The organism is Pseudomonas sp. G166, assembly GCF_037027455.2.
Lineage (GTDB): Bacteria > Pseudomonadota > Gammaproteobacteria > Pseudomonadales > Pseudomonadaceae > Aquipseudomonas.
This window is the reverse complement of the sequence record NZ_CP146985.1, coordinates 2,987,824-3,004,193: the sequence shown is the minus strand read 5'-3', so window position 1 is coordinate 3,004,193 and position 16,370 is coordinate 2,987,824. Positions and strand designations below refer to the sequence as shown.

At 63.1% G+C, this 16,370-nt stretch carries 2 protein-coding genes (1 of these 2 running past the window's edge); both read right to left on the bottom strand.

All coding sequences use genetic code 11. The features are described 5' to 3' along the window. Positions 1–459 precede the first annotated feature (459 nt). Positions 460–13,635 carry an amino acid adenylation domain-containing protein gene (locus SGN16_RS13220; protein WP_339102103.1) on the bottom strand — a complete coding sequence of 4,392 codons (13,176 nt, stop codon included), beginning with the start codon at positions 13,633–13,635 and terminating at the stop codon, positions 460–462. Beyond that, positions 13,632–16,370: the final stretch of a non-ribosomal peptide synthase/polyketide synthase gene (locus SGN16_RS13215; RefSeq protein ID WP_339102102.1), read on the bottom strand. 26,352 nt of this gene lie beyond the right edge of the window; only the last 2,739 of its 29,091 coding nucleotides appear in the window; the start codon falls outside the window, past its right edge — the gene reads right to left on this strand; it ends in the stop codon at positions 13,632–13,634. The genes SGN16_RS13220 and SGN16_RS13215 overlap by 4 nt, the downstream gene beginning before the upstream one ends.

Here is a 16,370-nt window from a genome sequence, read left to right as displayed (position 1 = left end):
GGCAATGAGGCTGTCCCACAGCGCGTTGTCCAGTCCTTCGTCGTCGCCCAGGATCACAAGGTTGTCGTCGTCCTGTTGGAGACGGATCGGGTGCTGGGACAGAGCTGTCATCAATTCGCTGAATTGCATCGAAGAACCTGCTTTTCTAGTTCGGAGTGGTTGACGATAAAAACGTGTTTTTCAGGTACGGCGCGGCGCCTGGACGGCGGTTTGGCCGACCTCGGCGCACGGGCCAAAGCGATGGATAATCGTCACGTTCAACCGAAGGAGGCGGTTTGCGAACCGCCTCCTTACAGGCCAAAAAAAATTAGAGCATTCGGTAGGTGATGTCTGTCATGGGAAGCAGGGACAAGCCCCGACGTCGCTCAGCCAGGACGTACAGACGCGCAGGATTCAGGGCGACCGCCCTGCCCGCAAAGCCCGGGACAGGGCATTCACCCTTCAGGTGAAGCTGTCGACTCAGATACTGCGTTTGCGCGTGAGCGCGGGAATTTTCGTCACCGGCACGTCGATATGCCGTACCTCGCCCACGGCGGCAGCCACGAGGGCCAGGGTGGGCTGGCCGAACAACACACGGATATCGGCCTCCATGCCGTCCTTGCGCATGCGCTCGATCAGCGTCACGGCAAGCAATGAGTGACCTCCCAGTTCGAAGAAGTGGTCATGACGCCCCACCCGCTCGATCTTGAGCAACTCCGCCCACAACGCCGCAAGCTTGACCTCTATGTCGCCCACCGGAGCCTCATACACACGCGTGGTGTACGCATTGCTATCGGGGGTCGGTAGCGCCTTGCGATTGAGCTTGCCGTTGGGGGTCAACGGCAATGCGTCCAGGCGCACGTAGGCAGCGGGAACCATATAGGTCGGCAACTGCGCTTGCAGGTACGTACGCAGGGCTTCGATGTCCAACGTTTCGTCCGGCGAGTGCTGGGTGAAATAGGCCACCAGACGCTTGTCGCCCGGTACATCTTCCCGGGCCAGGACCACGGTCTCCTTGAGCTTCGGATACTGGGCGAGCTTGGCTTCGATCTCGCCCAGCTCGATGCGGAAACCGCGAATCTTGACCTGATCGTCGTTACGACCCAGATACTCGATGTTGCCGTCCGGCAGATAACGACCTAAGTCGCCCGTCCTGTACATCCGGGCATTTGGCGTGGTGCTGAACGGGTCCTTGAGGAAACGTTCGGCAGTCAGGTCGTCGCGGTTGAGATACCCACGAGCGACCCCAGCCCCGCCGATGTAGATTTCGCCCGGCACGCCCAATGGCACCGGTTGTTGGTGCTCATCCAGCAAGTAGAACTGGGTATTGGCCACCGGCTTGCCGATATGTGCGGCAAAACCGTCCTCACGAGCCATCGACACCCAACTCGAATACGTCGTGGTTTCCGACGGGCCGTAGAGGTTGCACAGGCGCTTGATCTGGGTCTGTTCGAACAGGGTTTCCACCAGGCTGCGCTTGAGCGCTTCGCCGGCGACGTTGACCGTATCGACGCCCTCGCCCAACCCACCGGATTCCAGCAAAGCCTTGAGCGCCGACGGCACCGTGTTGATCAGGGTGATGTCGTGCTCGCCCTGTTGCAGTTCCAGCACATTAGTCACGACTTCGATACTGCCGCCTGAAGTCAACGGCGCAAAGCATTCGTAAACCGCCAGATCGAAGTTCAACGAGGTCGAGAACAGGGTTTTCGACAACGTGGCGTCATCGAAGGAACGATGGGCCCAGGTCAGGAAGTTCACCGTGTTGCGGTGTTCGATCATCACGCCTTTAGGCAAGCCAGTCGAACCGGAGGTGTAGATGACATAGGCCAGATGCGCGGACGTCAGCTCGGCAACCACCGGATTCCGGACGGACTCGTCCTGCCACAGCCCGCTATCCAGATTGATCACTGGCATCGAAGCGCCGGCCAGCAGTTCGACCGTCGCGTCCTGGGCCAACACCGCCGCCGGCGCGCTGTCTTCGAGCATGTAGGCAATCCGCTCCAGCGGATACGCCGGATCCAATGGCACATAACCGCCACCGGCCTTGAGAATTGCCAGCAAGCCCACGACCATGTCGATGCCACGCTCGACACAGATCGCCACTCGAGAATCGGGCTTCACCCCTTGCTTGCGCAGATAGTGGGCCAAACGGTTAGCCCGCACGTTCAACTCACGATAAGTCAGGCGTTGCTCGCCACGGATCACCGCAACGGCATCCGGCGTACGCTGCACCTGCTCCTCGAACAGCCCATGAATGGTCTGCTGCTGCGGGTAATCGGCTTCGGTGGCGTTGAACTTCACCAGCAGTTGCTCACGTTCCGAGGCCGGCAGGATCGCCAACTGATGCAGCGGCGCCTCCGGCGTCTGCTCCAGCATTCGGACCAGATTCTCCAGCGTGTGCTGCACATAACCACAAAGCCGCAGCGCACCAATGCGTGCCGGGGTCATGACGGTAAAGCTGAACGCCTCGCCCTGATCGTCCACCGACAACATCAACGGGTAGTTGGTCCGCTCTTCGCCACTGAGAATCTGGATACCGTTCCAGGCCGACAGTGCCTCGCTCGATACTGTCGCGCCGGTATGGCGGTAGTTGAGCAAGGCACTGAACAATGGCGTCGGCGCGGCCACACCACTGCAGCGTTGCGCCAGCGCCAAGGCGGCGTGTTCATGACCGAGCAATGCAGTCAGGCGAGCGTGGGTCGCTTTCACACCTGCACGAACGCCGGTTTGCCCGACACTCACTCGCAGCGGCAAGGTATTGATGAACATGCCCAGCGCCCGGTCGGCACCCTCGCCGCCCTGCATCCGACCCACCAGCACCGTACCGAACACCACATCGTCCTTGCCCGACACCTTACCCAGCACCTGCGCCCAAACCAGGTGATACAAGCTCGCCGCGCTCACCCCAAGCTGTCGCGCCTGGGCCCGCAGCCGGCGACTCAGGTCGGCCTCGACCTCCTGGCGCACCTCTTCGAGGCCGCTGCCGTCGCCTTGCACATCCTGCAAATCGAACGGCAACGTCGGCTCTTCGATGTCGCCGAGCATGTCGCGGAAAAAGGTTTCGTGCGCTTCACGACTCACGCCCAAGCGGGCCTGGGCCACGAAGTTGCGGTACGGCACCGATGCCGGCAGCCGCTGCGCCTGGCCGAGCATATGCGCCTCGATTTCCGCGGACAGCACCGCCAGTGACGTAACGTCGTCCACCAGATGGTGAAACAACAGCATGCCCACCCAGCGTTGGTTCGCCGGGTCTTGCCCATAGACGAGCCGCATCATCGGCGCCTGGCGAATGTCCAGGCGGTAGAACCGCGGGTCGAACCGCTGGTGCAGCTGCGTGGCGATGTCACCCTGGGCCGGATCCAGTTCGACCGACTCGACACTCAATGGCGCGTCACGCCAGACCACCTGCATCGGCTCGGGCAGGCCTTCCCAGAGCACGGCGGTGCGCAGGATATCGTGTCGGGCAATGACGGCTTGCAGCGCGTGGGCGAAATCCTCCAGGCGCGTGAAACGGTCGAAAGCGAATATCACTTGTTGCAGATAGGGGTCGCCTTCGGCGGCGGCCAAGTGGTGATAGAGGATCCCTTCCTGCAACGGCGCCAGGGCATAGATGTCCTGGACGTTAGCCACGCCGCCGGGCACCGTTGCGGCAATCTGATCGATCTCTTCTTGGGACAGATCCGCCAGCGGCAGCATGTCCGGTGTGATGCGGGTGCAACCGGCCGGGATACCGTTGGCCGGCACCACGACTTCCCGATAGCCACCGACGGCGGCGGCCAACGCGGCCAAAGTGGGCTGGCCGAACAAAACCCGGACATCGACGCTCAAGCCCACCTGGCGCATGCGTTCGATCATTTTCACCGCCAACAGCGAGTGCCCGCCCAGCTCAAAGAAATTGTCGTGACGACCAACCTGTTCAAGCTTGAGCAAGTCTTCCCAGATCCGGGCAATGCTGGTTTCCACTTCACCTTGTGGCGCCTCGTATTCACGGGCGATCACCGCCGAAAGATCCGGCGCTGGCAAGGCCTTGCGGTCGAGCTTGCCGTTGGGGGTCAGCGGCAAGGCGTCGAGGCGCACGTAGGCGCTCGGCACCATGTATTCCGGCAGTTGCCCTTGCAGATGGCCGCGCAGGGCTTCGATATCGGCAGCGTCCTCGGCAGCGTGCGTGGTGAAATAAGCCACCAGCCTTTTCTCGCCTGACGCCTCTTCACGGGCCAGCACCACGGTTTCCTTGATACCCGCGTATTGCGCCAGCCGGGCTTCGATCTCGCCCAACTCGATGCGGAAACCACGGATCTTCACCTGGTCATCGTTGCGCCCCAGGTACTCGATGTTGCCGTCCGGCAAGTAGCGTCCCAGGTCGCCGGTTTTGTACATGCGCGCGTTCGGGGCCGTGCTGAACGGGTCGTCGAGGAAGCGCTCGGCCGTCAGTTCCGCACGGTGCAGGTAACCGCGCGCCACCTGGACCCCGCCGATATAAATCTCCCCGGCCACGCCCAGGGGCACCGGCTGTTGGTGGGCATCGAGCAGGTAGATCCGCGTATTGGCGATCGGCTTGCCGATGGGCGTGCTGTCGGGTATTTCAGCCCCTGCGCAGTCCCACGCCGTCACGTCCACCGCCGCTTCGGTCGGGCCGTAGAGGTTGTACAAGCCGGTCTGCGGCAGTTGCGCCTTGAAGCGCCGCACCAGATGCCCCGGCAAGGCCTCGCCGCTGCACATCACCCGCACCAAACCTTCGCACGCGTTCACCTCGCCATGGGCCAGGAACACATCGAGCATCGACGGCACGAAGTGCAACGTGGTGATGCCCTGGGCCTGGATCACTTCGCGCAGGTAGGCCGGATCGCGATGCCCGCCGGGACGGGCCATCACCAACCGTGCGCCGCTGAACAGCGGCCAGAAGAACTCCCACACCGACACGTCGAAGCTGAATGGGGTCTTTTGCAGCACCGCGTCCGCGGCGCTCAATTTGTATTCGTCCTGCATCCACAACAGGCGGTTGACCACCGCGCCGTGTTCGTTCATCACGCCTTTGGGCTGGCCAGTCGAACCCGAGGTGTAGATCACATAGGCCAGGTGATTGGCTTGCAGGCCCTCGACCTGTGGGTTGCTGATTGGCTGCGTCGAGAAACCGTCGGCCGCGTCCAGCAACAGAAGCCGGGCTTGCGTTGCTGGCAGGCTGGCCTGCAAGGCACGCTGGGTCAGCACCACTGATGGCGCGCTGTTTTCCAGCATGTAGGCCAGCCGATCGAGCGGGTAATCCGGGTCGAGCGGCACATAGGCCGCACCCGCCTTGAGGATGCCCAGCAACCCAGCAACCATCTCCACGCTGCGATCCACGCAGATCGCCACACGGTCGTCCGGGCGGATACCCAGGGCAATCAGACAATGGGCAATCTGGTTGGCGCGGCGATTCAGCTCTGCGTAGCTCAGTTGCTCTGTCTCGCAGATCACAGCCACCGCATCCGGACTCGTCGCAACCCGCGCCTCGAACAAGCCATGCAGCGTCAGGCCTTGCGGATAATCGACCGCGGTGGCGTTAAATCCTTCCAGCAGATACTCGCGCTCGGCCTTGGGCAGGCTCGCAAGCTCGTACAGTGGCGTCTCCGGCGCCTGTTCCAGGGCCGTGACCAAGCTTTCAAGCGTGGTCTGCATGTACTCGCCGACACGTTGCGCGCCCGTCCCGGCAAGCGCCTGCACCACCAGGCTGAAGCCCTCGCCTTCATCGTCCACGGCAAGCGCCAGGGGATAATTGGTCCGTTCTTCGCCGCCAATCGACTCGATGCCTTGCCACGCCGTCAGCGCCTGAGCCGTCACCTCGACCCCGCAATGGCGATAGTTGAGCATCGAACTGAACAGCGGCGTCGGTGCAAGCACACCGCTGCAGCGCTGAGCCAGTGCCAGCGGAGCGTGCTCGTGGCCCAACAGGCCGGTGAGCCGCTTGTGCGTAGCCTTCACGCCATCGTATACACCTTGCCCACCCAGGCTCACCCGCAGTGGCAGGGTGTTGATGAACATGCCCAGGGCCCGGTCAGCGCCCTCACCGCCCTGCATCCGCCCCAATAGCACGGTGCCAAAGACCACTTCGTCACGGCCACTGACACGGCCCAACACCTGCGCCCAGGCCAAGTGCATCACACTCGCCGCACTGACGCCCAACTGACGGGCCTGTGCACGCAGGCGACGGCACAAGCCCGGCGCCAGCGCCAGTTTCACTTCCTCGACACCGGTGCCATCGCCTTGCACGTCCTTCAAGCCGAACGGCAGCGTCGGCTCGTCGATATCGCCGAGCATCTCGCGGAAAAACGCTTCATGTTCCTGCTGGCCGACACCCAGGCGCGCCTGGGCCACGTAGTTACGATAAGGCACCGCGGCGCCCAGTTCGTGGCCCTTGCCAAGCAAATGGGCCTGCATCTCGCGTTCCAGGGTTTCCAGCCCGGTATGGTCCAGCACCATATGGTGGAACAGCAGCATCGCAACCCAACGTTGGTTGGCCACGTCTTCGGCGATGGCCAGGCGCAACATCGGCGCCTGGCGCACATCCAGCCGGTAATGCCGGGCATCGAAACGCTCATGCAACCGGGCGACGGTATCCCCGGCACTCGGGTCTGGCGCCAGCTCATCGACACTGAGCCGAGCCCGCCGCCACACGACCTGCATAGGTTCTTCGAGGTTTTCCCAGACCATCGAAGTGCGGAGGATGTCGTGGCGGTCGATCACCCGTTGCAACGCCTGGGCAAAGTCGTCCAGACGGGCACGGTTGTCAAAGCTGAACAGGGTCTGCAGGACGTACGGATCACCTTTTTCCGCCGTCAGGTGGTGATACAGAATGCCTTCCTGCAACGGCGCCAGGGGGTAGATGTCCTGGACGTTACCCGCGCCTCCCGGCACACTCGCGACGATTCGATCGATCGCCTCCTGGCTCAATGCCGCCAGCGGTAGCAGGTCCGGCGTAATGCGTTCACAGCCTTCGACAATCGCATTGGCCGGTACCACCACGTCATGGTGCCCGCCCACCGCCGCAGCCAGAGCCCGTAACGTCGGTTGGCTGAACAAGACCCGCACGTCCACCGACAACTCGACCTGGCGCATGCGCTCGATCAGCCTCATCGCCAACAGTGAATGACCACCCAGTTCGAAGAAGTTGTCGTGACGACCGACCCGCTCTACCTTCAACAACTCGGCCCACAAACCTGCCAGCGTCTGCTCGATTTCCCCCTGCGGCGCCTCGTAGGCCTGACTGGCGTAGGCCTCGGCTTGCGGCGCCGGCAAGGCTTTGCGGTCGACCTTGCCGTTGAGTGTCAAGGGAAAGGCCGGCAGCATCACGAACGCCGCAGGCACCATGTATTCGGCCAGGACCGTGGACAATTGCTCGCGCAACGCGGCCACGCTCAGCGTAACCTGCGGCTGTGCAATGACATAGGCCACCAGCCGCTTCTCACCCAGCTCGTCGGCCCGCACCATGACCACCGCGTCCTTCACGCCATGGCAGGTGACGAGTTTGGCCTCGATCTCGCCCAGCTCGATCCGGAAACCGCGGATCTTCACCTGGTCATCGTTGCGCCCCAGGCACTCCAGGCTGCCATCCGGCAGCCAGCGGCCCAGGTCGCCGGTGCGGTACAGCAATGCGTCGGGTTCATGGCTGAACGGGTCGGCGATGAATTTTTCCGCAGTCAGGTCCGGTCGATTCAGATAACCCTTGGCCACGCCCTTGCCGCCGATATACATCTCGCCGACGACACCCAATGGCGCCAGTTGCTGGCGCGCGTCGAGCACATAGACCTGGGTATTGGAGATCGGTCCACCAATGGGCACGCTTTGCGCGTCCTCGGCCACGTTCTTCACTTCCAGGGTGGTCGCATAAGTGGTGGTTTCGGTCGGACCGTAGCAGTGCACCAGGCGCAAGCCCGGAGCCAGGCTCAACAGTCGCTGGAACGACGCCACATCGGCCCGCTCACCGCCGCACAACAGGATGCGCAAGGCGCCAATGGCCTCAGGGATCAGTTGCACGTACTGATTGAAAATGGCCGTGGTCACGAACAGCACCGTGACGCCCGCCTCCTCCAGCACCCGGGCAAAACGCGAGGGTTCAAGCAGGGTCTCATGGTCGATCACCACCACCTGTCCGCCATTGAGCAAGGCGCCCCAGACATCCATGGTGCTGGCGTCGAACGCCGGGTTGGAGGCAAAGGCGATCCGGTCGTGCTCGTTGAAATCGGCATAACCGTTGTTGATCACCAGCCGGTTGATGGCCCGATGGGGAACCAGGACCCCCTTGGGTTGCCCCGTGGAGCCCGAGGTGTACATGATGTAGGCAATCGACTCGCTGGACTGCGCCAGTGCCGGGTTATGCACGGCCCCCTGGGGATCCAGGCTATCCAGATCGACACGGCGCGTGCCTTCGGGAACGACCTCGGTACTGAAGGTCAGCAAAAACTTCGCCCGGCAATCCTCGAGCATGAAGCCCTGGCGTTCCAGCGAGGCGTTGCGGTCCAGGGGCACATAGGCCGCCGCACACTTGAGGATCGCCAGTTGGCTGGCCAGCAGATCGATCGAGCGCGGCAGCAGGATCGCGACACAGTCATCCGGCTGTACACCGAGGCCGATCAGATAATGGGCCAGGCGATTGGCTCGCTCGTTCAGTTCCCCATAACTTGCCTGGCGCTGTCCATGCACCACCGCAATCGCTTGCGGCAGGTGCGCCGCCTGGGCCTCGAACAGCGCCAGCACGGTCTGGTCCTGCGGATAGGGGCGCTTGGTGGCGTTGAAATCCACCAGTAACTGGTTGCGCTCGGTGTCCGGCAAGATCTCCAGGCGGTTGAGCGGCGTTTGCGGTGCCTGTTCCAGCGCTTGCACCAATCCCTCGAGGGCCGTGTGCATATAGGCGCAGATACGCTGCGCACCGATCCCTTGCGACACCAGGGTACTGAGCACGAAACCGTCACCCAGATCATCCACCGACAGGGTCAGCGGGTAATTGGTGCGTTCTTCGTTGCCGAGGATTTCCATGCCCTGCCAGGCAGCCGTGGCTTCAGCCGAAGCTGAACCGCTCGCGCTGTGCCGGTAGTTCAGCAACGCACTGAACAATGGCGCCGGCGCGGCCACGCGACTGCAACGTTGCGCCAGGGCCAGGGACGCATGCTCGTGACCAAGCAATGCGGTCAGTCGCCCATGGGTGGCCTTGACCCCGGCGCGCACGCCCAGCTCATCCAGATTGACACGCAACGGCAAGGTATTGATGAACATGCCAAGAGCGCGGTCGGCCCCGTCGCCGCCCTGCATCCGCCCCATCAGAACGGTGCCGAACACCACGTCCTCACGCCCGGATAACCGTCCCAGCACCTGCGCCCAAGCCAAATGATGAAGGCTCGCCGCACTCACGCCGAGCTGCCGCGCTTGGGCCCGCAGCCGTCGGCTCAAACCGGCGTCCATCTCAAGCCTGGCCTCTTCGATACCGCGACCGTCACCCTGCACCTGTTGCAACCCCAGGGGCAGCGTGGGTTCGTCGACATCGCCGAGCATGTCGCGGAAAAACGCTTCGTGCTCGGCCTCGCTGACACCCAGGCGCGCCTGGGCCACATAGTTGCGATACGGCATTGCGGCGGCCAGTTGGTCGGCCTGGCCCAGCAGGTGCGCCTGCATCTCCTGCTGCACCACTTCCAGCGCCGTGTGATCCAGGGCGATGTGGTGGAACAGCAGCATCGCCACCCAGCGCTGGTTGGCCGGATCATGGGCGTAGCGCAGGCACATCAGCGGCGCCTGGCGAATATCCAGGCGATGATGACGGGAGTCGAAGCGCGCGTGCAGTTGACCCACCGCATCAACGTCCGTGGCTTCCAGAACCAGCTGTTCGACACTCAATTGCGCGTTGCGCCAAACCACCTGAACCGGCTGCTCCAGCCCCTCCCACAATACCGCCGTGCGCAGGATATCGTGCCGATCGATGACGCCCTGCAACGCCAGTGCGAAGGCCTCGAGACGCGCCTCGTCCTGGAATGCGAACATCGCCTGCAGTACGTAGGGGTCGCCCTGTTGGGCTGAGATATGGTGATAGAGGATGCCTTCCTGTAGCGGCGCCAGCGGGTAGATATCCTGTACGTTCGCGACACCACCCGGCACCGTTGCGACAATTCGCTCGATCGCATCCTGGGTCAAGCAGGCCAGCGGCAGCATGTCCGGGGTGATCCGCTCGCAGCCGGGAGTGACCCCATTCGCCGGAACCTCGACCTCATTGCCGCCACCCACCGCTGCGGCCAACGCCGCGAGGGTCGGCTGGCCGAACAGCACGCGAACGTCTGCACTCAAACCCACCTGGCGCATCTGCTCGATCAGGTTGACCGCTAGCAAGGAGTGCCCGCCCAATTCGAAGAAATGATCGTGACGCCCCACCCGCTCGACATTGAGGACTTGCTGCCACAGGCGGGCCAGGGTGATTTCGGTTTCGCCCACAGGGGTTTCGTAGCCCCGGGTGACAATCGAAGCCTGGTCCGGCGCCGGCAAGGCCTTGCGGTCGAGCTTGCCATTGGCGGTCAGCGGCAACGCATCGAGCCGCACATAGGCAGCCGGTACCATATAGTCCGGCAGGCGGGCTTGCAGGTGCGCACGCAGTACTTCGATATCGGCTACACCATCGTTCGAATGCAAGGTGAAATAGGCGACCAACCGTTTCTCGCCCGGAACGTCTTCGCGAACCAGCACCGCCGCATCCTTCACGTCTTCGTGCTGGGTCAACCGGGCTTCGATCTCCCCCGGTTCAATGCGAAACCCACGGATCTTCACCTGGCCGTCGTTACGGCCCAGGTACTCGATATTGCCGTCGGCCAGGAAGCGCCCCAGGTCGCCAGTGCGGTACATCAGGGCCTGGACTTCCTGGCTGAATGGATCGACCACAAACTTCTCGGCGGTCAGTTCCGGTCGGTTCAGATAGCCCTTGGCGACGCCCATGCCACCGATATACAGCTCACCAGCCACCCCAAGTGGCACAGGCCGTAGCTGCGAATCGAGGATATAGACCCGGGTATTGCCCAAGGGCCGGCCAATCGGGATGCTGCCCTCGCCGACCGCCTTGACTTCGTAGGTGGTGGAGAACGTAGTCGCCTCAGTGGGGCCGTAGCCGTTGAGCAGATGGGCTGGCGCACCTTCTCTCAGGACGCGTGCGATCACTGCCGGATCGAGCACATCGCCACCGACGATCAAGTAGCGCAATTGACTGAATACAGTCATCAAACCGGCGGCATATTGATGGAACAGGCCCGCGGTCAGCCATAACACGCTGACCGATTGCTCGCTCAGCAGCGCCGCAAAACGCTCCTGCGCCAGCAGCACATCCTGCTCGACCACCACCACACAACCACCGTTGAGCAATGGCGCCCAGACTTCAAGAGTGCTGGCATCAAAGGCCGGGTTCGAGGCAAAAGCCACCCGATCCAGCTCGTTGAAATCCGCGTAACCGTTATTGATCACCAGCCGGCTGATCGCCCGATGCGGCACCAGCACGCCCTTGGGCGTACCCGTTGAACCCGAGGTGTACATGATGTAGGCCGGCGCTTCGCTCGACTGTGGCCGCTGCCCGTCGTGGGCAGGCAGCTCGGAAAGATCAACAATATCCAGGTCCACCCGGCGTATGTCCTGGGTCAACACCTCAGTACTGTGGGTCAACGCCAGCACGGCGCGGCTGTCCTGGATCATGAATTGCTGGCGTTCGGCCGGCGCGTTGACGTCCAGCGGCAGGTACACCGCCGCGCACTTGAGGACCGCCAATTGACTGATCAACAGATCGAGCGAGCGTGGCAGCAGGATGGCTACGGTTTCACCCACTTGCAGGCCAAGACCGATCAGGTGGCCGGCCAGGCGCTCAGCGTGTGTGTTCAGTTCACGATACGTCAGGACTTGCCTGCCGTGCAGTACGGCCGGTGCGTCCGGGCGAGCTTCGACCTGCGCCTGGAACAAGGTATGAATCAGCTGGTCTCGGGGATAATCGCGCGCGGTGTCGTTGAACGCCAGCAACACACGTTCGCGCTCCGACGCCGGCAGGAACGACAGGCTGTTGAGCATCGATTCCGGCGCGGACTCCAAGGCGCTGACCAGGCTTGTGACGGCGGCCTGCATGTAATCGCCGATGCGTTGCGCGCCAATCAGCGCAGTGGCTTGCACCGACAAGGCGAAGTCATCGGAAAAATCGTCCACCGAGAGGATCAGCGGGTAATTGGTGCGTTCTTCCGCGCCCAGCGCCTCGATACCGTCCCAGGCCAGGCTGACCTCGGCCGGCAGCTCCTGAGCAGCGCTGGCACTGTGGCGATAGTTCAGCAATGTGCTGAACAGCGGCGCCGGCGCGGCCACGCCGCTGCAACGTTGGGCCAGGGCCAGGGACGCATATTCGTGACTGAGCAGGCGGCTCAACCAGCCATGGGTGCTTTTCACCCCTTCGCGCACATTCTGTGCACCGACGTTCACGCGCAGCGGCAAGGTATTGATGAACATGCCCAGCGCCCGGCTCAGGCTTTCGCCGGCCTGCATGCGCCCCAGCATCACCGTGCCGAACACCACGTCCTCGCGACCCGAGACACAGCCAAGCACCTGCGCCCAGGCCAGATGAAAAATACTTGCCGCACTCACGCCCAACTGACGTGCCTGCGTGCGCAGGCGGTGACTGAGGTCTGGGGCCAGTGTCAGATGACTTTCTTCGATGGCACTGCCGTCGCCTAGCACATCCTGCTGGCCAAAGGGCAAGGTCGGTTCCTCGACGTCGCCCAGCATCTGGCGGAAGAACCTCTCGTCGGCCTCGCGCTGGCCGGCCTGCCGGGTCCGAGCGACATAGTTGCGGTAAGGGACAGCGGGCTGCAATTGCCTCGCCTGGCCCATCAGAAAAGCCTGCATTTCACTCTGCACAACGGTCAGCGCCGCGTGGTCGAGGGCCATGTGATGGAACAGCAGCATGGCGACCCAGCGTTGGTTGGCCGGGTCTTCGGCGACCACCAGTAGCAACAGCGGCGCCTGACTGACGTCCAGGCGATAGTGACGAGGATCGAAGCGCGCCTGCAATTGCGCCATGACGTCGCCCTCGACGAGATCGGCGCTGATGTCCTTGACCCCCAGCCGGGCCTCGCGCCAGACCACCTGCACCGCCTCTTGCAACCCTTCGCGGACGATGGCGGTGCGCAGAATGTCGTGACGATCGATCACGCTTTGCAAGGCGTCGACAAAATCCACCAGGCGTTCGCGCCGAGAAATGCTGAACTGCGCCTGCAACACGTAGGGATCGCCCTGGGTGGCAGTCAGGTGGTGATAAAGAATGCCTTCCTGCAACGGTGCCAGCGGGTAGATATCCTGCACATTGGCCGCACCGCCCGGCACGGTGGCAACGATACGGTCGATGGCCGCCTGGTCCAGGGTCACCAACGGCAGCATCTGCGGCGTGATGTGCGGGCAACCGGCAGGGATGGGGTTGGCCGGAATGTCAACCTCACCGGCCTTGCTGGCGTCGTACTGTCCAGCCTGGATCAACTCGATCAGCGCGGCCTTGTGCTCGCGCAGCAAGGCCAGCACCGCCGGCTCGCTCAGCGACTGCTTGCGTCCCCGTACCACGAGCTGATCGCCCTTGACTGAAAGCTGTACGTCTTTTTCTTTTAGTGTCGCCAACAGTTCGATCACACTCACAGGACAATCTCCATTTTTTCTGTCGTTGCCGCGTATTCCGAGAGCGTGGGCCGCTCGAACAACGTCCGTACATCCGCTTCCATACCCTCTTGGCGCATCCGCTCCATCAGGCTGACGGCAAGCAAGGAATGCCCGCCCAGTTCGAAGAAGTGATCGTGGCGGCCAACGCGCTCTACGTTGAGTACTTCAGCCCACAACTGGGCCAGTGTGATTTCGGTTTCACCGATGGGGGCTTCGTAGCCCCGGGTGATGAAGGCATCCAAGTCCGGTGCTGGCAGCACTTTGCGGTTGAGCTTGCCGTTGGGCGTCAGCGGCATGGCGTCGAGGCGTACATAGGCCACCGGCACCATGAAGGCCGGCAGTTGCGCCAACAGGCAGGTACGCAGCGCGTCGATGTCCACCGCTTCGTCCGCCGCGTATTCGGTGAAATAGGCCACCAGGCGTTTTTCCCCCGGTACGTCCTCACGGACCAGTACCGCTGCCTCTTTCACCGTATCGTGCTGGGCGAGCTTGGCTTCGATCTCACCCAGTTCGATACGGAACCCGCGGATCTTCACCTGATCGTCATTACGGCCCAGGTACTGCAACGTGCCGTCCGGCAACCAGCGACCGATGTCGCCGGTCTTGTACAGCCGGGCGTCGGCCTTGCCGTAGAACGGGTCGGCGATAAAGCGCTCGGCGCTGAGCTGCGGCAGGTTGAGGTAGCCGCGCGCGACCCCGATACCGCCGATGTGGATCTCACCGGGTACGCCCACCGGCAGCAACTGCCCGTGGCTGTCCAGTACATGCAATTGCATGTTGCGGATCGGTCGGCCAATCGGAATCGACTGGTGCCGGTAGGTCTCGAGATCGCTATCAGCGGTGTACCAGGCGACCACGTCACTGCACTCGGTCGGCCCGTAGCTGTTGATCACCGTTGGCCGTGGCAGAGGGAGTTTTTCCAGCATGGCGAGCTGGATCGGCTCACCGCCCAACACCACCCGTTTCAGACAGGCAAGGGCTTGCTGATGGTCGGCGTCCACCAGCGCGTGGAAGGCGCTGGGCGACATGTTGAGGTGCGTGATGCCGGCGTCGGCGATCTGCGCGACGATGGCGCCGGGGTTGAAGGGTTCTTCGGCCAGGTGCAGCGTGGCGCCGACCAGCAGTGGCGCGAGGATGTTTTTCTGGGTCAGGTCGAAGTTGTAGGAGGACGCGAGCAGCACGGCATCGCCAGCATCGAACGCCAGGTCTTCGAGGTACCAGTCCAGCAGGTTGCGCAGGCCGCGATGTTCGACCATCACGCCTTTGGGCAAGCCGGTGGAGCCGGAGGTGTAGATCACGTAAGCCAGGTGGGCCGGCGTCAGCTCGCTGACCTGCGGAGTATGTTCCGGCTCGTCTTGCCAAGGGCCGGCGTCCAGGTCGATCAGTGGCACCTGGACCTGCGACAAGAGCCCTCGGGTCGCTGCCTGGGCCAACACCGCAGCCGGCTCGCTGTCGGCCAGCATGTAGGCAATCCGTTCCGCAGGATAAGCCGGATCCAATGGCACATAACCACCGCCCGCCTTGAGAATCGCCAACAGCCCGACCACCATCTCGGCGCTGCGCTGGACACAGATTGCCACGCGCGAATCCGCATGCACGCCCTGCTTGCGCAGGTAATGCGCCAACTGGTTGGCTCGCATGTCCAACTGACGATAGCTCAACGCGTGCTCGCCGTGCAGGACGGCGACATTGTCCGGCGTACGCTGGACCTGGGCTTCGAACAGCCCGAGAACGGTCTGCTCCTGCGGGTTATCGGCACCACCGGTATTGAACTCGGCCAACAGTTTCAGACGCTCGCTCGGCGGCAGGATCGACAACTGGTGCAACGGCGCTTCTGGCGTCTGCTCAAGCATCTGGATCAGGCCTTCCAGCGCCTGCCGTACATACCCACAAAGCCGCTGTGCACCAACGCGGGCCGGGGTCATGACGGTAAAACTGAACGCCTCGCCCTGGTCATCCACCGACAACGTCAGCGGGTAGTTGGTCCGCTCTTCGCCACCCAGCACCTGGATACCGTCCCAGGCCGACAGCGCTTCGGCGGAAGCGGCCGCGCCGGTGTGGCGATAGTTGAGCAAGGCACTGAACAATGGCGTCGGCGCCTCGACGCCGCTGCAGCGTTGCGCCAGCACCAGCGAGGCGTGCTCGTGGCCGAGCAAGGCGGTCAGTCGAGCATGGGTCGCTTTCACACCGGCACGGACACCGGTCTGCCCCAGGCTCACCCGCAGCGGCAACGTATTGATGAACATCCCCAGTGCCCGGTCGGCCCCCTCGCCGCCCTGCATCCGTCCCACCAACACAGTGCCGAACACCACATCGTCACGACCCGACACCGTGCCCAGTACCTGGGCCCAAACCAAGTGATACAGGCTCGCCGCACTCACCCCGAGCTGACGGGCCTGGGCCCGCAGCCGACGACTGAGGTCGGCCTCGACCTCCTCGCGAACCTCCTCGATGCCACTACCATCGCCCTGCACATCCTGCAAATCGAACGGCAAGGTCGGCTCGTAGACATCACCGAGCATGTCGCGGAAGAACCGTTCATGGGCTTCGCGACTCACACCCAAGCGAGCCTGGGCCACGTAGTTGCGGTACGGCACCGATGCCGGCAAGCGTTGCGCCTGGCCGAGCATGTGCGCTTCGATCTCCGCCGACAGCACGGCCAGCGAGGTGGCATCGTCCACCAGGTGATGGAACAACAACATGCCCACCCAGCG